Below are 19820 nucleotides of genomic sequence, written 5' to 3' on the forward strand. Positions count from 1 at the left end.
ACCGTCACCGACACCGACGGCACCACTCAGGAGGTGACCACGCAGCCGACTATCCCGGCGCTCAGCGCCTGACCCGACATGAAGATCACGCGGTAGTCGTCACACACCACGCCGGCGGACTTGACCCGTGACGGGGTCGCAACACCCCGGGCGACGTCAGACCAGACGACGCGCAGAGTTGTAGCCCCACATGGTGTCGACGTTGATGGTGCGGACGACGTCCCCGGCGGTGGGGGCGTGCACCATCAGGCCGTTGCCGATGTAGATGCCGACGTGGCCCACCGGGTCGTAGAAGAAGACCAGGTCACCGGGCTGCAGGTCGGCGCGGGCCACGGGCACGCCCATCGTCGACTGCATGCGGGAGGAGTGCGGCAGCGTGATGCCGGCGGCCGCGTAGGAGTACTGCGTCAGCCCGGAGCAGTCGTAGACGTTCGGGCCGGCCCCGGCCCAGACGTAGGGCTTGCCCTGCTGGGCGAGCGCCGTGTCGACGATGATCTGGGCAGCTGCGTTGGGAGCCGCGACCGGGGCCACCGGTGCCGCGACGGGTGCTGGGGCGGCCGCTCCACCGCCGCCGACCGAGGCCTGGGCGGCCATCGGGGTGAGGGCGACGCCCGCGCTGGCGAACAGCGCGATCAGTGCCCGGCGACCGGAACGGGAGGGACGACGGGCGGGGGACGTGCGAGTGGTCGTCATGGACGACGGGTTCTCCTTGTTCTCCTCGACCGCCTACCGAGTTAGCTGACGGGTTCGGGCGGGGAACTCGCCCGGCGCTCCGGCACTCGCGTGCCGTTGCGTTTCACCCCAGAACTGCGGTGGGTCCCCGGTCCGGGCGTTCGCGGCGACGTTGCGGCGGTTGCCCGGTTCGGCGGTGCTCGCCGGTGTCACCGCGTGTGGCGACTCAGGGGCCGGCAGGCGCGGATGACGGTAGGGCTGTCATGGATCTGTCACAAAGTGCCGCCGGTTGCGGTTCCGACACTCCGCAGGCCCGCAACACGCCCGGGCGGCGGGGACGACTCGCCGAGCTGACGTCGAGCAACGCTGGAGTGCGCCGTCGGCGAGCGCGGCTCTCGCCGGCTGTTCCCGTCGGGAATCCGATTTCTGGTCGGACGGCGGGTGGGCACGTTTCGTGTTCGACGCGACACGGCCCGCTGCAGGAGTCGTCACGTGATCGGTTGTCGCGTCGACCAGCGCTTGAGACGGCCCTGGTCGCTGATCCCGCCTGCCGCGCTGGTGCCCGGGCGGACGCGTTGACGCGCCGCGGTCGGTCGTGTCAAGGGACTGTCGGCATGTGTGGACAGGCGGCTGACCAGCTGATTCGCCTTGCTCGGCGTCCTTTAGGGCGCTACTATTCGTACATACGTTCGAATGCTGCGGGAGGTGTCGTGAGCGAGTTGATGTCGGCTCTCGACGCCCTTGCGGCCGATGACCTGCACTCGCTCACGGACGGGCAGGTGCTGGACCGGACGGCGTTCCTGGTGCAGCTGGTGAACCGTGCGTCGGCGGAGTTGACCCGCACGGTCCGGCGCGCGGACACCACGCAGGCCGCCGAGCGCGACGGGTTGAAGAGCGTGCGGTCGTGGCTGACCGGGCACGCGCGGCTGGCTCCGGTGGACGCTTCGCGGATCCTGCGTTCCGGGCGGGCGCTGGAGCACTTCCCGGCGCTGGCCGCCGGGTTCGCCGACGGGCAGATCACCGCGGCGCAGGTGAACGTGGTGGCCGAGAAGGTGGGGCCGGGCGAGGTCGCCCGGGCAGTCGAGCAGGGCATCGACCTGGCCGCGTTCGACCAGGTGTGGGCGCGCGTGGCGGTCGAGTCGCCGCACCAGTCGCTGGTGGCGGCGGTGCAGGCCTTCGAGGACGCACTCGACCCCGATGGCCCGGAGCCGGACCCGAGGGGCGGCGGCTGACGATCGCCAAGCACTCCGACGGCAGCGTCACCGGTCGGTTCGACCTGGATGCGGTGGGTGGGGAGAAGGTTCAGGCCGCGATCGAGTCGATCGTGCAGGCCGACCGCCCCAGGGGTGATGAGCGGACCCGCGCTCAGCAGAACGCCGACGCCCTCGTTCAGTTGTGTGACAACCAGCTGGCCAGCGGTGACCTGCCGATCCTGCGGACGGTGAAGCCGCACGTGGTCGTGGGCATCGACCTGGACGACCTGGTCGACCCCGCCACCGGTGCCGCTGCGGCGGAGATGGGCTTCGGCGCGACGATCTCCGCGGCGCGGGCCCGCTACCTGGCCTGTGACGGCAGTATCTCCCGGATCGTGATGGGCCCCGACGGGGTGCCGCTGGACCTCGGCCGGGACCACCGGGTCGTCACCCCGGGGCTGCACAAGGCGGTGGAGCGGCGGGACGAGTCCTGCGTGTTCGCCGGCTGCGGCGCCCCGTCCTGGTGGTGCGACGTCCACCACCTCGTGCACTGGCTGCACGGCGGCGAGACCAACCTGCAGAACTCAGCGTTGTTGTGCGAACGGCACCACACCAAGGTGCATCACGGCTTCCGGGTGGAACGAGATCCCGGCGGACGGTGGCGCACCTACCGCCCCCACGACACCGAGATCCTCATCGGTCCGCTGCTGACCTGACGGTCCGCCCTCATATCCCCGCGCCCTCCAAGGGCGCGGGGGCTTGAGGGTGCATCTGGTCGAGGAGGGGTTCGCCGGAAGAGAGGCCGCCGGCCCCATCGTTGGCATGACGGCGGGGCCGGCGGGCTGCCACTACTCCTTGCCGACCTTGCCCTTCGAGGCGAACGAGCTCACGCACTCGCCCTGGTTGGCGAACTGACCGGCCTCGAACTCGGTCGCCCAGCCGCCGTTCTTGCAGTCCCCCTTGGTGAACACCCGCGGCTCGACGTCGTACACCGTCGTCTCGCCGCCCACCGTGATCCCGATGCCGTCCACGTAGGCGTCCAGGCCCGCGTTTCCCCGCCCGGTGTTCACCGCGAACCCGGTGATCGTCGTGCCCGCCCCGAAGTGCTCGGTGAGGGTGGCGAGCGTCGTGGGAGAGGCGTTCGAACCGGGCGTCGAGGAGCCGAACGGCTGGATGCTCGGGGTCCACCAGCCCCCGGCCCGGCCCCCGGTGCTCCCGGTCGTGTCCCAGGCCTGCCACTCACCCTCGGCGATGGTGAAGCCGGCCTTGTTCGCCTCCCACACCAAGGTCGCGAAGTCGTCCGGGCCGGCGGGGTCGACCTCCACGTTGATCGACGGGCCGTAGCCCGGGAGCCCCGTCGCGAACGAGGAGTAGGTGACCCCGGCCAGGTCCGACAGCGGCCGGCCGTCGAGCACGTCCGACATCAGCCGGGCCTTCTCCGACGCTCCGTCCAGCACCAGCCGGTAGGCGGAGTCGCCGAAGCCGCTGCCCGCCGGCGCCGCGGCGATGCCGCCCGCACCGGTGGTGGGGGCGGGAGCCGGGTCGTTCTCCCCGCGGTGGGCGTTGCTGAAGTACCAGTCCGCACCCTCCGCAGCGGTCGCCGCCGGGGTGATCGTCACCGTCCCCGCCGCCAGCGCTGGGCCGGCGGTCAGCACCCCGATCAGGGCCGTAGCCGCACAGGCGTACGTGATGCGTCGTGCACTCGACAAGGTGATCTCCCCGTGGATGGATGGACGGAAGCGTCGTGGGTCGCCGGAACAGATCACCCGGCGGCGGGCTGGTCCAGGTGTTCCTGCACCACCGTGCTCGGCGGGACGGGCGGCGTGGGGACCGCGTGCAGGTCCGCATCGCCGTCGGCCACCGCGGTCAGCCACTGACCGGCGCTCTGCCGGGTGATCCGGCCGGCCCGCACTGCCTGGGCCAGCGCCAGCTCCAGCGGCGGCATCAGCACCGGGTGCCGGCGGCGGTGCCCGAACACCGCCAGCGTCTGCTGGAACAGGTCGTCGCGGGTCATCCCGGCCACCGACCGGCACAGCGCCACCATCGCGTTGCCGATCTCCTCCGGCGGCACGTGCTCCAGCGCCCGGTCGGTGCTCGCCGCCTGGCGCCGGAACGTCGTCCACCCCGCCGGGTCCAGCGGCGTCCGGTCCGACGTCGCCGGCCACAGGAACTCCGCACCCGGCTCCGGCAGCAGCGCCAGGACCGACTCCATCCGCGCCGCGTTCACCCGCGGCACCCCGAACGCCGACGCCGTCAGCCGGGCCAGCCGCTCCCGGTGGATCGGCCCCTCCGCCCGGATCCCCGCCGCGAGCACCCGCCGCACCAGCCGGGCCGCCTCCGGGTTGGCCAGCTGCCGCAGCATCTGCGGCTCGCCCACCGGCTTCGGCGTCCACGCCCGGAACGGCACCTCACCCGCCAGCAGCGCCGGCGTCACCACGGGGTGCGCCGCGCAGCGCACCGGCTCCGCCGTCGACACCTCGTCCTCCACGTCCGGAGCGTCCGGGTCGAACGGGTCGATCTCCTCCTCCGGCTCGGTGACCTCGGCGACCGGGGCCGGCAGCGGCGGCAGCAGCGGCGCCACCGGAGCGGCACCCGCCACGGCCGCGACCAGCCGGTCGAGCACCGTCTCCTCCTCGGCCAGCCACTCCGGCAGCCACACCCGCTCCACCGCCGGCCAGCCGCGCAGCTCCGCCAGCTCCAGGTACGCCAGCTCCCGGTCCACCGGCGCCCGCTCCGCCCACGCCGGGCCGTCCAGCAGCACCGCCAGGACCGGCCGCGCCGGCGCCTCCGCCCGGGCGACGGTCAGGTCGACCCGGAACGGGGAGAGCCCGACGTCGGTGCGCACCACGAGCCCGCGACCACGCAGCGCGGCGGCGACCTCGTCCCGGTGCGGGTCCGGCACCGCCCCGGAGCGCCGCGGGACCGTGTCCGTGCCGTGCACCGCCTGCTCCAGGTAGGTCCGCAGCCGACGCACACCCGGCTGGGTCGTCGTCACCGGCCGCAGCAGCGACAGCGGGAACGACGCGAAGACCACCACCTGCCGGCGGGCCCGGCTCACCGCCACGGTCAGCCGTCGCTCACCGCCGGCCCGGTTCAGCGGCCCGAGGTCCAGCGGCAGGCAGCCCCGCTCGTCGGCCGCGCACCCCAGCGACAGCAGGACGACGTCGGCCTCCTCGCCCTGCGCGGCCTCCACCTCCCGCACCCGCAGCTCGCCCCGGTCCAGCGCCTCGGCCGCCCGGTCCCGGCCCACCCGCAGCAGGCCCTCGATCAGCCGGCGCTGCGGCCCGTGCAGCGCCACCACGGCCACGGAGGGCACCGACTCCGCCGACGCCGCGAACCGCTGCCGCAGCTCGGCGACCACCGCCTCCGCCTCGCCCGGGTTGGTGCCCCGCTGCTCGCCCGCGCGCAGGAAGACGCCGTCCACCTGCACCAGCGAGATCGCTGGCCCGGCCGGCGGGCCGGGCACCGTCGTCAGCCGGGAGCCATAGGCCACGACGTCGGCGAACGCGACCAGCGACTCGTCGGCGCTGCGGTGGTGCCAGGTCAGCTCCCGCCGCGGCACCCCGGCGCGCAGGCAGGCGGCGAGCAGCCCCTCGTCGGGGGCCTCGTCGATCGCAGCACGCGGCGGCAGCTGCTGGCGGTCGCCGACCACCACCGCCGCGCTCGCCCGGCCCAGCGCACCGAGCGCGTCGGTGACCCGCAGCGACGACGCGTCCTCGATCACCACCAGGTCGAACGAGCCGGCCGTCGGGGGGAGGAAGCGGGCGACGGCGTCCGGGGTGGCGAGCACCGCCCGGGTCCGGTCGCCCTCGGCGAGGGTCGCAGCCGCCTGTGCCCGGGTCGCCGCCGACGCCGCGAGCGCCCGGTGGACCGCCTGCTCCGCAGCCCGCGCGTCGGCGACGCCGAGTCCGCCGGCCGCCGAGCGCTCGGCGAACGACGCCTCGGCCACCCCGCGGTCGAAGGCGGCGACGGCGTCGTCGGCGGGCACCGCTCCGGACAGCAGTGCGGCGCGCGCCTCGGCGAGCCCGGCGGCCTCCAGCAGGTGCAGGTGCCGGAGCAGGTCCAGCCAGTGCCCGAGCGAGGGGACGCCGAACTGCTCGACGGCCCGCTCGTCCTGCGTCGTGTCCCACAGCCGCACCAGGCCGGTGTCTCCGGCCCACGCGACGAGCTGGTCCAGCGAGCCCAGGCAGGCCACCGGCAGGGCGGTCAGCGCGGCCCGCAGCTTCCGGACCGCCACGGCCCGCGCGGGGTCCGGTGCCGGCGCGGTGTCCAGGAAGCGGCGCAGCGGGGGAGTGAAGGCCGGGTCGCCGTCCAGTGCGGAGCCGAGCCGGCGCAGGGCGGCGACCTGCCGTTCGACCAGGTGCGGGTCGGTCAGCGGGTTCCAGTTCCACGGCACCGCCAGCCCGGCCACCGTCGTGCATCGCATGGTCAGCTCGCGGGCCGCTCCCTGCACCTGGAGCAGCTCCGCGGTCAGCAGCGGGACGTCGGTCGGCTCCACGTGTGCGTCCGGCCGCAGCGACGGGGTGAGCTCGGTGAGCACCGCCGCCAGCCGCTTGGCCCGGCCGAACCGCCCGGACACCGCGGCCTGCTCGGCGTCCTCGGCGATCCCGGCCAGCGGCAGGTCCAGCGCCTCGGGCAGGGCCACGTCGAGCCCCGGGTGCGCCGCGGTGACGAACGCGGAGATCTCGGCGAGCAGCACGGCGACGTCCTCGGCCCACTCCGGGGTGCGGACGGCGTCCACCGCGGCGAGCGGCACGTCCGGGCCGGCGAGCACGGTGGCGACCGCGTCGAGGTCCTCCGGGGTCCGCGCCGCGGCGATCACCCGCGCCAGCGGCCCGGCCGGGGGCAGCGCGCGGAGCGCCGTGTCGACGGCGAGCACCGCGGCGTGCACCGCGACCGGGTCGGCGTCGGCCGAGTCGAGGAACCCCCACGGGTGCCGCGGCCGCGGCCGGGTGCGGGCGGCGACCTCGGGGAGGGTGGTCAGCAGCTGGTGGACCTTCGCGGTGGTGCGCGCCGACGCGGTGGCGACGAACGTCGTCGCCAGCGGCAGCGCCGGGGTGCCGGGCACCGCGGAGAGCACGCCGGCGCGGGCGGCGTACAGCGACAGCCCGGCGGAGTTGGGGGCGTGCAGCCGCTCGGCGTAGCCGGCCAGCTCGCGCCGCGCCGTCCGCAGCTCGTCGGGGAGAGCGGGGAGCGGGGCGACCGCCGGGGGGTCCCCGGCATCGGACGGGACGTCGGCGGGACGGCGCAGGCCGGTGACCAGCCCGCCGAGCCCCACGCCGTCGAGCCGCCGGGACACCGCGTCCAGCGCGGACTGCTGTGCGGCGAGGACCAGCACCCGCTGACCGCCGGCCGCGGCGGCGGCGACCAGGTTGGCGACCGTCTGCGACTTGCCGGTGCCGGGCGCGCCCTCGAGCACGAAGGTCCGCCCGGCGGTGGCGTCGGTGATCGCCTGCAGCTGGTCGGTGTCGGCGGGCAGCGGCAGGGTCCCGGCGAGCTCGGCCAGGTCGGTGGCCAGCGCGCTGCCGGGTGCCGGCACCGGGTCGACGAAGGGCTGGCCGGGGCGCAGCAGCACCGGCACCAGCGGGTTGCGCAGGGCGGCCGCGCCGAGCTGGTCGGCGTCCTGCCGGATCCGGGCGGACGCCGCGGGCAGCACCGCCAGGTCGGCGGTCGGCTCGACCCGGTGCGGCAGCCCGCGCTGGGCCAGCTCTTGCCGCAGCGCCGGCAGGACGACGGCCAGGTCGGGGTCGCCGCCGTCGTCCAGGGCCGGCACGGCCACGCCGGTACGGCGGCGCAGCTCGGCCAGCAGGTGCCCGTTCGGGCCGATCGCCCCCGCCGGGTCGGCGGTCAGCCGGTAGGCGCCGGTGCTCGCCACCCGGGAGAGGAGGACCGGCACCAGCACCAGCGGCGAGCGCACCGGCCGGCCGTCGAGCTCCCAGGTCACCGACCCCAGCGCCAGGTGCAGGTCGCCGGTGCCGGTCTCCTCGAGCAGCGCGGCCGCCCGGTCGGCGAGCGCGGCCAGCCGGCGCGCGTAGTCGACCGAGCCCAGCTCGGCGTACAGCCCGCCGTGCTCGACGAGCAGCTCGCCGAGCTGGTGCGGTGGCAGGTCCCGGGCCGACCGGATGCCACGCCGCCGGGCCGCGGCGCCGAGCTGGTCGGTGGGCACCAGGGTGAGCGCGGCGTCGGCGGCCAGCCGCTCGGCGAGGACGGTCAGCCGTCCGGGCGGCACGGTGAGCGGCACGATGCCGCCGTCGGCCCGGTCCAGGTCCAGCAGCGCGGCCGCCGTCCCCGCCGGTCGGGCCCCCGCGCGGGTCGGGCTCCCGGTCGGGCCGCGGGCGGGCAGCCCCGGGAGCGGGAGCGGGTCGACGCCGTCCAACCGTGCGCGGTGCACGTCGGTGACCCCGAGCACCCGGTGCAGGTCACCGGCGAGCCAGGCGGCGGCGGCCGTGCGGTGCAGGTCACCGAAGGTCGCCGGCTCCGCGGCGATCCCCAGCATCGTGGTCTCCACCAGCGCGATCGCGCCCTGGTCGACCAGCTCGGCCAGCCCGGAGACCTCGGTGGTGGCCGTGCTCTCGGCGCAGCGTTCGACGCGCCAGTAGCCGAGGAAGGCGTGCCCGGGGCAGGTCGCGCCGTCGGCGGCAATCCACAGCAGCGGGCGGATCCCGGCGTGCTCCAGCGCGGCGGCCAGGGTGAGCACGGTGTCCAGGCTGGTGCCGGCCCGGTCGTCGAGCACCTGGTCGGGGGTGCGCACCCGCTGCGGGACGTCGGCCCAGCTCGCGACCGCGGGGCGCGGCCGGATCGCCCGGCGCCGCATGGCCTCCACGATCGCCGCGGCCGTCTCGTCGATGCGCGTCCCGTCGACGCGTGCGGTGCCGGTCGGGTGACCGCCGACCGTGGGGTCACCGGTGCGCTGGCGCAGCAGGTCGGCGGCCGCGCCGACCAGCCCGGCCACCGCAGGGGAGCCCGGCTGCACGTGTGCGGCCAGCAACTCCAGGGCCAGCGGCGTCGGCGCGGCCAGCCACTGCCCGGCGGCGAGCACCCGGACGGCGGTGCGGGTGCAGCCCAGCAGCTGCCCGTCCCGCTCGACCCGGGCCTCGACGGTGGCCGTGCCCGGTTCGGCGACGGCGGCGAGGACGGCCGGGTCCAGCCGCAGGTCGAGGTCGGTGAACACCGTCGTCCGGCCGGGTTCGACGTCCACGGTCAACTCGACCGGGTCGCCCAGGGGGCCGTCGGAGGAGGCGATCGTGACGACCACCCGCGCGCCGTGCACCGGCGCGCCGGCGCCGGTCAGGGTGAGGCCGGCGACGACGGACACGCCGGCGCGGGCCAGCGCCTCGCCGACCACCGGCACGCAGTCGAGGGCCACGGAGAGCCGCAGATCGGCTGCCGCGGTGTGCTGCGGGCACGGGGAGACGCCCATGGAGTCGTTCTACCTCCGCCGGGCCCTCGGATCGGGGAGCCCGGGCGGAGGTGTGACAACTGGGGCGGGAGGGTCGCCCCGCCAGGTGCTCAGCCCGGCGACCAGGGCGTCGCGCCCAGCACCTGGACCAGCGTGGTGGTGGTGGCTCGGGCCGGCGGGCGCCAGGCGGCCCAGGTGACGACGGCGAGGTCGCGACCGGTGGCGTCCCGCTCCATGAACGGCACCCACCGCCAGCCCGACAGGTTGCGCCGGGCCGACGCCTCGGTCATCAGCGCCGCCTCGACCTTCGAGCTGACCGCGATCAGTTCGCTGTGCACGGAGAACCGCCGGAACATCCAGTGGGTGTGCACGCCGGCGGCGGCCGACGCCGACCGCAGCCGGGCCTCCTCGCTGGTGATCTCCCCGGAGGCGTGTGCCATCACCCGGCGCCCGTCGAGGTCGGCGAACCGGATGGACGGGCGGTCACCCAGGGGGGAGTCCGGCGGCACGGCGACGCCCAGTTCCTGGGTGAGGACCGGGGCGCAGCCGAGGTCCGGCGGCTGGACGTGCAGCAGGCCGACGTCGATCAGTCCGTTGCGCAGCAGGTTCTGCTGCTCGTCGCTGCTGGCCTCGACCAGGGAGAGCGCGACGTGCGGCAGGGAGGCCTCCAGCGCGGCGATGACAGCCAGGAACCACTCGTGCGGCACGCCCGGCGGGAGTCCGAGCCGGACGATCTCCTGCCCGGCCCCGAAGGTGCGCACCACCTCGGGGATCCGCTCGAGCTGGGCGAACACCACCGCGACGTGCTCGTGCAGGCCCCGGCCGGCCGCGGTGAGCACCATCCCGTCGGCCGTCCGCTCGAACAGCCGGTGCCCCAGTTCCCGCTCCAGGTCGGCGATCTGCCGGCTCAGCGAGGGCTGGGTCATGTGCAACATCGCCGCGGCACCGCTCACCGACCCGGCCTCGGCGACACGGGCGAAGTAGGTCAGATGCCGCAGCTCCACGGGGACACCCTATGCCCGGTGAGCATCGAAGGGGTGCGGAACAGGCATTTGCGGTCTACCCCAGCCGGGGACAACATCGACACAGCGCAGTGAGCCGCACCACAGTGCGGGCCGGCGCCGACCCGGAGCGAGGAGCGCGCGAGCGCCCGAGCGCGCCGGCCGCCGAGCGCACCAACCCAGACGAGAGGCGAGACGTGGACTTCGACGTGGTTGTGGTCGGCGGGGGAGCGGCCGGCATCGGCGCCGCCGTCAGTGCAGCCGATGCCGGCGCGACGGTCTGCCTGATCGAGCAGTACGGCTTCCTCGGTGGCGCGGCCACCGCCAGCTCGGTGCTGACGCACTGCGGCTTCTTCGACCAGACCCGCACCCAGGTGGTGGGCGGCGTGGGCCAGCAGGTGCTCGACCGGCTGGAAGCCCGCGACCTCTACCAGACCGAGACCTTCCCGGCGACGGGCAACACCGTCGTCCTGCTGGACCTGGAGACCACCAAGAGCGTCTACGACGACCTGGTCACCGACGCCGGCGTCACGCTGCTGCTGCACAGCCGGGTCATCGCCGCGTCGGTGGCAGGCGGGCGGGTCACCGACGTGACCATCGACCACCGCGGTGGCCGCGAGACGATCACCGGCCGCTCCTTCGTCGACTGCAGTGGCGACGGCGTGCTGCTGGTCGCCGCCGGCGCCGGGGTGCAGGTCTCCGACGTCGCCGCGCGGCAGGCCAGCACCCTGGTGATGCGGGTGGGCGGCGTGGCGGAGGACGCCGACCTCTCCGCGGGCGCGCTGAGCACCGCGGTGCTCGCCTACCGGGAGCGGAGCGGGGCGCAGCTGGCACGGGAGAGCGGCGTCGCCGTCCGGATGCCGCTGTCCCGGGAGGTCATGCTGCTGCTGGCCGACCAGCACCGCGACGTCCTCGACGTCCACGAACTCACCGCCGCCGAGACCGCCGCCCGTCGGCTGAGCTGGCAGTACCTGCACGCCTTCCAGCAGGGCCTGACCGGCTGGCAGGACAGCTACCTGGCTGCCACCGGCCCGCAGATCGGCATCCGCGAGTCCCGCCGGCTGGCCGGTGTGGAGACCGTCGTCGCCGATGACGTGACCTCCGGGCGACGCCGCCCCGAGGACGGCGTCGCCCGGTGCGGATGGCCGATGGAGGACCACGCCACCCCGGGCCTCACCGTCTACGGCGGGATCGAGGACAAGGGCTGGTACGACATCCCCTACGGCGCGCTGTGCTCGGCGACCACCGACAACCTCTGGGCGGGAGGGCGGCTGGTCAGCTCCGACCCGCGGGCCTACTCCTCGCTGCGGGTCATGGGCACCTCGTTCGCCACCGGGCAGGCCTGCGGGGCCGCCGCCGTCGTGCACGCCGACCTGGACCGGCACGACACCGCCGCCGTCCGGGAGCTCCTCACCAAGCAGGGAGCGCTGCTGTGAGCGCCCCGCTGCGGATCGCCGTGACCGGCGCCGCCGGCAGCCTGGCCACCGACGTCCTCCCCGGTCTGCTCGAGCTGGGGCACGAGCTGGTCTGCATCGACCTGCGGCTGCCCGCGGAGCCACTGTCCGGGTGCACCTGGGTGCGCGCCGAGGTCACCGACCGGGACCAGCTCGCCGCGGCGATGGCCGGCTGCGACGCCGTCGTCCACCTCGCCGGCATCCCACTGGAGTACGACTGGGCGGCCCTGCTCACTGCCAACGTCGACGGCACCCAGGCGGTGCTGGAGACCGCCCGCCGGCTCGGCATCGGCAAGGCCGTGCTCGCCAGCTCCATCCACGCGGCGGGCTTCGTGCCGGTGCCACCGGCCGGCGCGATGGTGCCTGACGACGTCCCGGTGCGCCCGAACACCTTCTACGGGGTGACCAAGGCGGCGGTCGAGGCGCTCGGCAGCCTCTATGCCGACCGGTACGGCCTGGACGTGGTCTGCCTGCGGATCGCCTCCCGCACCGACCGGCCCAGGGACTCCCGGATGCTCAGCACCTGGCTCTCGCCGGCCGACGCCGTCCGGCTGCTGGCCGCATCCCTCGCCCCGAGCACCACCGGGTTCCGCATCGTGTGGGGGGTCTCGGCCAACACCCGCGGCTACCTCTCCCCGGCGGGGGGCCGGGCCATCGGCTTCCAGCCCCAGGACGACGCCGAACCGTACGCCGCCGACGTCCTCGCCGCCCCCGGCGCGGACGAGGAGTGGAACCGGAGCTCCATCGGCGGGGTGTTCAGCTCGCCCGCCCCGCCCACGTTCACCCCGCCCAGCGGACCCGTGGACGGCGGCCGATGACGGGCGGCGGAACGGGCCAGGCACCATCACCCCGCCAGACCCGCACAGAGGAGCAGTCATGACCCAGACGACGACGACGTCGGCCGACGTCGGCCGCCCCGCGTTCACCACCCGCGGCGTCTCCAAGGCGTTCGTGGGCCGACACGGCAACGTCCACGCGCTCAGCGACATCAACCTGGAGTTCCGTACCGGCTCCTTCACCTGCATCGTCGGCCCGTCCGGCTGCGGGAAGTCCACGCTGTTGCGGATCCTCGGGGGGCTGGAGACGCCGACCTCCGGTGAGGTGACCGACCACCTCGAGGCCGGCGCGGTGCCCAAGTCGGCCTTCGTCTTCCAGGAGCACGGTGTGTTCCCGTGGCTCAACGTGCTGCAGAACGTGGCCTTCGGCGAGCACATGGCCAACGTCGGCAAGAAGGAGCGCGAGGAGCACGCCCGGCACTGGATCGCCGAGGTCGGCCTCACCGGCTTCGAGCAGGCCTACCCCCACCAGCTCTCCGGCGGCATGCGGCAGCGCATCGCCATCGCCCGGGCCTTCGCCACCGGCTCGCCCTCGCTGCTGATGGACGAGCCGCTCGGGGCGCTGGACGCGCAGACCCGGATGCTCATGCAGGAGCTGCTGGTGCGGCTGTGGGAGGCCGAGCGCAAGACCGTCGTGCTCGTCACCCACGCGATCGAGGAGGCCCTGCTCCTGGGCGACCAGATCGTGATGATGTCGGCCCGCCCCGGGCGGGTGAAGGAGGTCATCGACGTCCCGTTCAGCCGGCCGCGGGACGTCGCCATCGAGGGCACCTCGGAGTTCGCCCAGGCCCGGCAGTCCATCTGGGAGTCGCTCCGCGACGAGGTCCAGCTCTCTGTGAGGTACGCATGACCACCACCACGCCCCGTCCCGTCGGCGCCTCCGCGGTGGCCGACCCGAACGCCGCGGGAGCCGCCGAGCTCGACCGGGCGATGCAGCGTGACTTCCGCCGGGAACGGCGGCTCAAGGCCCGCGACCTGCTGCTGGCGGTGCTCACGCCGATCGCCCTGCTGGTGCTCTGGGAGGTCGCCGCCCGTACCGGCGTCCTGGACGCGCGGCTGTTCACGCCACCGACCCAGATCGCCCAGCGCGGCTGGGAGATGCTGCTCAGCGGTGAGCTGTGGACGCACACCGTCGCCACGGTCGGCCGGCTGGTCACCGGGTTGGTGCTGGGCTCGGTCTTCGGTGTCCTCGCCGGCCTGCTGATGGGCGTCTGGCGCCCGCTGCGCGCCGCCCTCGGCCCGACGTTCACCGCGCTCTACGCGCTGCCCAAGATCGCCATCCTCCCGTTGCTCTTGCTGATCTTCGGGCTCACCGAGACGCCGAAGGTCCTGTCGGTCGCGATTTCGGTGTTCTTCGTCGTCCAGATCAACACCCTCGCCGGCATCGTCCAGATCGACGCGCGGATCATCGAGGCCGCCCGTGCCTACCGGGCCAGCGGCTGGAAGCTGTTCCGCTACGTCTTGCTGCCCGGTGCGCTGCCCAGCATCATGACCGGCCTGCGCGTCTCGGCGGGCATGGCGGTCATCGTCATCACCGCCGTCGAGTTCGTCGCGTCCAACGACGGCCTGGGCTACCTGATCTGGAACTCCTGGCAGCTCTTCCAGCCGGAGAAGATGTTCGTCGGCCTCATCGCCGTCTCCCTCCTCGGTGCGATCGCCACCGGTCTGATCATCCTGCTCGAGAAGGCGCTGCTCCCCTGGAAGCACGCTGGCGGGTCCAAGAGAAAGGCAACGAAGCCATGAGGAACACCAAGCTGCTCGCGCTCACCGCGACCGTCGGGATCGCGCTGACCGCCTGCTCGTCGGGGGAGGCCGACACCGACACCGATGCCGCGGCCGGCGGCGAGGGTGGTGAGCTGCAGACGGTCGACGTCGGGTACGTGCAGCTGCCGATCTTCGCTCCGCTGTACGTCGCCGACGCCAAGGGCTACTTCGCCGACGAGGGCATCGACATCAACCTGCAGACGGTGAAGTCGGGTCAGGACGCCGTGCCGCTGGCGTCGGCCGGCCAGCTCGACGTCGTCGCCGCCGGCTTCTCCGCAGGCATGTTCTCCGCCATCCAGAGCGGGTTGAACGTCAAGGTCGTGGGCTCCATGGGCGTCTCGGACGGCAGCGCGGAGTCGCCCACCGACCTCGTCGCCGCCACCTCGCTCGTCGAGTCCGGCGAGGTCACCGACGCCGGCGACCTGGCCGGCCGGGAGATCGGCGCGGCCGGCGGTGCGGGCGGCACCGGTGCCTACCTGCTGGCCCTCGCGCTGGAGGAGGAGGGGCTGTCGCTCGGGGACGTCAACCTGGTCAACCTCGGCAACCCGGACATGCCGACCGCCGTGGCCAACGGCAGCATCGCTGCCGGGTTGATCAGTGCCCCGTTCTCCACGATGGCCATCGAGGACGGCACCGGTACGTCGCTGTGGGTGCCGCCGTCGGGCACCTCGGGCACCGGCGTGATCTACGGCGAGGAGTTCGCCGACTCCGACCTGGCCCAGCCGTTCTTCGACGCACTCGCCCGCGCCGCCAAGGACCTCCAGGGCGAGGACCGGTACTCCGAGGAGAACCTCGGGATCATCGGGGAGGCGACCGGGCAGACCGCCGAGGAGGTCGCTGCCGTGCCGCTCTACACCTGGCTGCCCGACCTGGCCCCGCTGCCCGACCAGCTCACCGCCATGGAGCGGATCTGGATGGAGGGTGGCGCACTGGAGTACGAGGAGGCGCTGCCGGAGAGCGACTACATCGACGCCTCGTTCGCCGAGGCCGCCGAGTAGCAGCGGCCGGCCGGAGGAGCGCCGGCCGACCGCGACGTACGCCCCGCCCGGGGTCGACCCGGGCGGGGCGTACGTCTGTCTGCGGGTCGGTCAGGCGGCCGCGTCGCGCTCCAGTGCCCGCACCGCCAGCTCGGCGTGCAGCAGGGCGCCGTCGGAGAGCACCTCGTCGCTGAACTGCGCCCGCGGGCTGTGGTTGTTCGGGACGGCGGCGTGGTCCTCGCCCACGGCGGCGCCCAGGAACAGGTAGCAGCCGGGCACCTCCGCCAGCACCCGGGAGAAGTCCTCGGACCCCGACTGCGGGAACAGCTTCGGCGCGTACCGCTCATCACCGAAGACCTCCCGCGCGACCCCGGCCGCGAACGCCGTGTGCGCCGGGTCGTTGACGGTCACCGGGTACTCCTCCAGGTACAGCGCCTCGGCCTCCAGCCCGTAGCCGGCCGCGACCGACTCGCACAGCCGCACCGAGGCGATCCGCATCCGTTCCCGGGCCTCGGCCGAGAAGGTGCGCACGGTCGCCTGGAAGGTCGCCTCGTCGGGGATGATGTTGCGCTTCGTGCCGGCGGAGAACAGCCCGACGGTGAGCACCACCGGGTCGAAGACGTCGAACTGGCGGGTGACCATCGTCTGCAGGTCGCCGATCAGCTGCGCCGCCACCGAGATCGGGTCGCGCGCCAGGTGCGGGGCCGAGCCGTGCCCGCCGCTGCCGCGCACGGTCACCCGCAGCTCGTCGCTGGCCGCCATGAGCGTGCCCGGGCGGGTGGTGAACTCCCCGCGGGGGCTCATCGCCGACATCACGTGCATCCCGTAGGCGGAGGTGACCCGGGAGCCGGCGGCGTCCAGCACGCCCTCGCGGAGCATGTACCCGGCGCCGTCCCAGCCCTCCTCGCCCGGCTGGAACATCAGGACGACGTCGCCGGCGAGGGACTCCCGGTGCGCGCTCAGCAGCCGTGCGGCGCCGACCAGCATCGCGGTGTGCAGGTCGTGGCCGCAGGCGTGCATCGTGCCGTCGACCTCGCTGGTGAACTCCACCCCGGTCTGCTCCTGCACGGGGAGGGCGTCCATGTCACCGCGCAGCAGCACCGCCGGGCCGGGACGGCCGCCGCGCAGCACCGCCGTCACCGAGGTGAGCTCGGTGCCCGTGCTGATCTCCAGGCCCAGGCCGTCGAGGGCGGTGAGCACGGTCTCCTGGGTCCAGGGCAGCTGCAGCCCCACCTCGGGCCGTCGGTGCAGCGCGTGCCGCAACTGGACCAGTTCGTCCTGCATCGCTCGGGCGTCCTCGCGCAGCGCGCCTGACCGGATCACGTGCCCTCCTCGGATCGGTGGGCGGGACGTTAGGAGTTCGGCACGTTCTCCGACAGGATTTGCAGTCATCCGTCACGAGAGGGGCCCGAAGTGACCCGATCGGTTGTGCTGGACGAGGACGACCTGGCTCTCGTCGAGGCGTTGCAGCGCGACCCGCGGGCCCCGTGGACCGAGGTCGCGGCGATGGTCGGCACCAACGCGGTCACCGCGTCCCGGCGGTGGGACCGGCTGCGCGCAGCCGGCGCCGCCTGGGTCACCGGCACGCCCGGCCCGGGGTCGCACCACGCCCAGGTGCTGGCCTACGTCGACGTGACCTGCCTGCCGAGTGAGAAGACCCGGGTCGCCAGTGAGCTCGCCGGTGACGCACACGCCCTCTCGGTGGACATCACCGCCGGCGGCCGGGACCTGATGCTCACCGTGGCCGCCGTCGACCTGCCCACCCTCGGGCGCTACCTGCTGGAACGGCTGGACCGGGTGCCCGGGGTCACCGGCACCCGGGCGCGGATCGCCACCCGGCTCTACGCCGAGGGCAGCACCTGGCGCCTCGGCGTGCTGCCGTCGAACGGCGGCAGCGGCGGACCACCGCACCTGACCCGCCCGACCGTGCTCGACGACGTCGACCGGGAGCTGATGTCGGCGCTGGGGGAGGACGGCCGGGCGTCCTACGCCGCGCTCGCCGCGGCGACCAAGATCAGCCAGCCGACCGCGCGCCGCCGGGTCGACCGGCTGATCAGCTCCGGCGCGGTGCTGCTGCGCACCGAGGTGGCCGCGCCGCTGGCCGGGCTGCCGGTGATGGTCGTGCTGTCGGCCGACGCCCCGGCCGGGCGGCTGGACGACGCTGCGGCCCGGCTGGGCCGGCTGCGCCAGGTGCGGCTGTCGACGACGCTGGCCGGCACGCCGAGCCTGCTCGTGGTGGCCTGGCTGGCCTCGCTGGAGGAGGTGCACCGCTTCGAGCAGGAGCTCTCCCACGTGGTGCCCGACGTCGTCGTGGTCGACCGGCTGGTGGTGCTGCGCGCGGTCAAGCGGATGGGCCACCTGCTCGACGTCGAGGGGCGCGCCACCGGCACGGTGCGGATGGACGTCTGGTCCGATCCGGTGCCCGGCGAGCAGTAGGCTCCCTCCTTCGACACACAGAGTGTGAGGCCGGTCACACGGAACGCATGGACTCACCGTCGTGACACGACCGTCACCCAAATGCGGTCGCAGTGATCTAGCTTTCAGCCACTGATCGGTCGAGGAGGAGCTGTTTGTGAGCAGTCCTGTTCTCTCCGTCCGGGGCCTGACGACGGAATTCGTCACCCCCGCCGGCGTCGTGAAGGCCGTCAACGACGTCAGCTGGGACCTGTTCCCCGGCGAGACCCTCGGCGTCGTCGGCGAGTCCGGCTCCGGCAAGAGCGTCACCGCGATGTCGATCCTCGGCCTGATCCAGAGCCCTCCGGGGCGGATCACCGGCGGCGAGATCCTCTTCGAGGGTCGCGACCTGCTGACCATGCCGACCAAGGAGCTGCGGCGGCTGCGCGGCAGCGAGATCGGGATGATCTTCCAGGACCCGATGACCAGCCTGAACCCGGTGCTGACCGTCGGGGCCCAGATCTCCGAGGCGCTTCGGCTGCACGACCGGAAGATGAGCAAGGACGCCGCCCGCACCCGGGCGGTCGAGCTGCTGACGATGGTCGGCGTCCCCAACCCCGAGGGCCGCTTCGACCAGTACCCGCACGAGCACTCCGGCGGGATGCGGCAGCGGGCGATGATCGCCATGGCGATCGCCAACGACCCGAAGGTGCTCATCGCCGACGAGCCCACCACCGCCCTGGACGTGACGATCCAGGCCCAGGTGCTCGACGTGCTGAAGACGGCGAAGGAACGCACCAACGCCGCCACCATCCTCATCACCCACGACCTGGGCCTGATCGCCGAGCACGCCGACCGGGTCGTGGTCATGTACGGCGGCAAGGTGGTCGAGGTCGCCGACGTCTTCTCGATCTTCGCCGCCCCGCGACACCCCTACACGCTCGGCCTGATGAGCAGCCTGCCCCGGCTGGACGTCGACCTGGCCCGGCTGGACCCCATCCCGGGGGCCCCGCCGAACCTGATCGACCTCCCTCCCGGTTGCTCCTTCCACCCGCGCTGCCGGGTGTCCAAGGGCCGTGAGCTGTGCCGCACCGAGGTGCCGCCGCTCTACGACACCGGCAACGGCGCGCGCGCCGCCTGCCACTTCTCCGAGGAGGTCCCTGCCGAGATGGCCGTCGTGTCCCGTGAGATGGGTGCCCGGCTGGGGAGCAGCGGCGCATGAGCTCCGTGGCCATGCCGCCGAGAGGCGCTGCCCAGGAGCCGACCGGCGCCTCCCAGGACCTGCACACCCGCGCCGCGCACGGCACCGAGATCCTCCGGGTCACCGACCTCAAGACCCACTTCCCGATCCGCGGCGGGGTCACCCGGCGGCAGGTCGGCACGGTCTACGCCGTCGACGGGGTCAGCTTCACGCTGACCGCGGGGGAGACCCTCGGCCTGGTCGGGGAGTCCGGCTGCGGGAAGACCACCACCGGCCGCACCCTGGTCAAGCTGCTGGAGCCGACGTCGGGCTCGGTGCACTTCAAGGGCGTGGACATCACCGGCTTCGGCCGGGCCCAGATGAAGGCCGTCCGCCGGGAGATGCAGTTCGTCTTCCAGGACCCCTACACCTCGCTGAACCCGCGGATGACGGTGCGCGGCATCGTCGCCGAGCCGCTCCAGATCCACGGCCTGGCCACCGGCAGCGAACTGCGCGCCCGGGTCGACGAGCTGCTGGAGTCGGTGGGGCTCAGCGCCGAGCAGGCCAGCCGGTACCCGCACGAGTTCTCCGGTGGGCAGCGGCAGCGGATCGGCATCGCCCGGGCGCTGGCGCTGGACCCCCAGGTCCTGGTGCTCGACGAGCCGGTCTCGGCCCTCGACGTCTCGATCCAGGCCCAGGTGGTCAACCTGCTCCAAGAATTGCAGGACCGGCTCGGCCTCGCCTACGTCTTCATCGCCCACGACCTGTCGGTGGTGCGGCACATCTCCACCCGGGTCGCGGTGATGTACCTGGGCAAGGTCGTCGAGATCGGCGACCGGGCCGACATCTACGCCCGCCCCACGCACCCCTACACGCAGGCGCTGCTGTCGGCGGTGCCGATCCCGGACCCGACCAAGCGCGGCAGCCGGGAACGGATGATCCTCACCGGC

General features: G+C 74.0%; 15 protein-coding genes and 1 riboswitch. Of the genes, 10 read left to right on the forward strand and 5 right to left on the reverse strand.

Annotated features, from left to right (window positions below):
- Positions 1–156: 156 nt before the first annotated feature.
- The gene (locus G5C62_RS16660) at positions 157–693 is read right to left on the reverse strand and encodes a C40 family peptidase (RefSeq protein WP_164701873.1); all 537 of its coding nucleotides are present in this window, start codon (positions 691–693) and stop codon (positions 157–159) included.
- Positions 694–709: 16 nt separating this feature from the next.
- A riboswitch (cyclic di-AMP (ydaO/yuaA leader) is annotated at positions 710–862 on the reverse strand.
- A gap of 520 nt (positions 863–1382) precedes the next feature.
- Between G5C62_RS16660 and G5C62_RS29035 the strand changes: the two genes are divergently transcribed.
- Together G5C62_RS29035 and G5C62_RS16665 are read left to right on the forward strand one after the other, a co-directional pair.
- Positions 1383–1904, forward strand: coding sequence for a DUF222 domain-containing protein (locus G5C62_RS29035; protein ID WP_346774128.1), 522 nt, complete (start codon positions 1383–1385; stop codon positions 1902–1904).
- Entirely contained in the window at positions 1790–2581 is a 792-nt protein-coding gene (locus G5C62_RS16665) for a DUF222 domain-containing protein (RefSeq protein ID WP_346774129.1), read from the forward strand. The genes G5C62_RS29035 and G5C62_RS16665 overlap by 115 nt, the downstream gene beginning before the upstream one ends.
- Positions 2582–2713: 132 nt before the next feature.
- On the opposite strand, the gene G5C62_RS16670 is transcribed toward G5C62_RS16665, so the two are convergent.
- From G5C62_RS16670 to G5C62_RS16680, 3 genes are all read right to left on the reverse strand, one after another.
- Positions 2714–3574: a hypothetical protein gene (locus G5C62_RS16670; RefSeq protein WP_164701875.1), complete on the reverse strand. Its 861-nt coding sequence runs from the start codon at positions 3572–3574 to the stop codon at positions 2714–2716.
- A gap of 53 nt (positions 3575–3627) precedes the next feature.
- Positions 3628–9285 (reverse strand): DUF4011 domain-containing protein, encoded by a 5658-nt coding sequence (locus tag G5C62_RS16675; protein ID WP_164701876.1) that lies wholly within the window; start codon positions 9283–9285, stop codon positions 3628–3630.
- A gap of 89 nt (positions 9286–9374) precedes the next feature.
- Positions 9375–10268, reverse strand: a complete 894-nt coding sequence (locus tag G5C62_RS16680; RefSeq protein WP_036337117.1) for a LysR family transcriptional regulator — start codon at positions 10266–10268, stop codon at positions 9375–9377.
- 89 nt (positions 10269–10357) lie between these two features.
- On the opposite strand from G5C62_RS16680, the gene G5C62_RS16685 reads away from it, so the two are divergent.
- Genes G5C62_RS16685 through G5C62_RS16705 form a run of 5 tightly spaced genes read left to right on the forward strand, consistent with a single transcriptional unit; the run spans position 10358 to position 15317 of the window.
- The gene (locus G5C62_RS16685; protein ID WP_206330692.1) at positions 10358–11701 is read left to right on the forward strand and encodes an FAD-dependent oxidoreductase; all 1344 of its coding nucleotides are present in this window, start codon (positions 10358–10360) and stop codon (positions 11699–11701) included.
- On the forward strand, positions 11698–12537 hold the full coding sequence (locus G5C62_RS16690) for an NAD(P)-dependent oxidoreductase (RefSeq protein WP_164701880.1): 840 nt from the start codon (positions 11698–11700) through the stop codon (positions 12535–12537). Before G5C62_RS16685 ends, G5C62_RS16690 begins: the two co-directional genes overlap by 4 nt.
- A 58-nt stretch (positions 12538–12595) precedes the next feature.
- Positions 12596–13405, forward strand: coding sequence for an ABC transporter ATP-binding protein (locus G5C62_RS16695; RefSeq protein ID WP_164701881.1), 810 nt, complete (start codon positions 12596–12598; stop codon positions 13403–13405).
- Entirely contained in the window at positions 13402–14298 is an 897-nt protein-coding gene (locus G5C62_RS16700; RefSeq protein WP_164701883.1) for an ABC transporter permease, read from the forward strand. Before G5C62_RS16695 ends, G5C62_RS16700 begins: the two co-directional genes overlap by 4 nt.
- The gene (locus G5C62_RS16705; RefSeq protein ID WP_164701885.1) at positions 14295–15317 is read left to right on the forward strand and encodes an ABC transporter substrate-binding protein; all 1023 of its coding nucleotides are present in this window, start codon (positions 14295–14297) and stop codon (positions 15315–15317) included. Before G5C62_RS16700 ends, G5C62_RS16705 begins: the two co-directional genes overlap by 4 nt.
- A gap of 90 nt (positions 15318–15407) precedes the next feature.
- On the opposite strand, the gene G5C62_RS16710 is transcribed toward G5C62_RS16705, so the two are convergent.
- Complete coding sequence (locus tag G5C62_RS16710) at positions 15408–16619, reverse strand: M20 family metallopeptidase (RefSeq protein ID WP_241175949.1); 1212 nt, start codon at positions 16617–16619, stop codon at positions 15408–15410.
- A gap of 90 nt (positions 16620–16709) precedes the next feature.
- Between G5C62_RS16710 and G5C62_RS16715 the strand changes: the two genes are divergently transcribed.
- The 3 genes from G5C62_RS16715 to G5C62_RS16725 all read left to right on the forward strand — a co-directional run.
- Positions 16710–17732, forward strand: a complete 1023-nt coding sequence (locus G5C62_RS16715) for an Lrp/AsnC family transcriptional regulator (RefSeq protein WP_164701889.1) — start codon at positions 16710–16712, stop codon at positions 17730–17732.
- A 136-nt stretch (positions 17733–17868) separates the two neighbouring features.
- Complete coding sequence (locus G5C62_RS16720) at positions 17869–18912, forward strand: ABC transporter ATP-binding protein (RefSeq protein ID WP_036337109.1); 1044 nt, start codon at positions 17869–17871, stop codon at positions 18910–18912.
- A partial coding sequence (locus G5C62_RS16725; RefSeq protein ID WP_241175950.1) for an ABC transporter ATP-binding protein occupies positions 18909–19820 on the forward strand: 912 nt, incomplete at its 3' end. The genes G5C62_RS16720 and G5C62_RS16725, both read left to right, overlap by 4 nt.

The sequence above is a fragment of the Modestobacter sp. KNN46-3 genome, assembly GCF_011039295.1.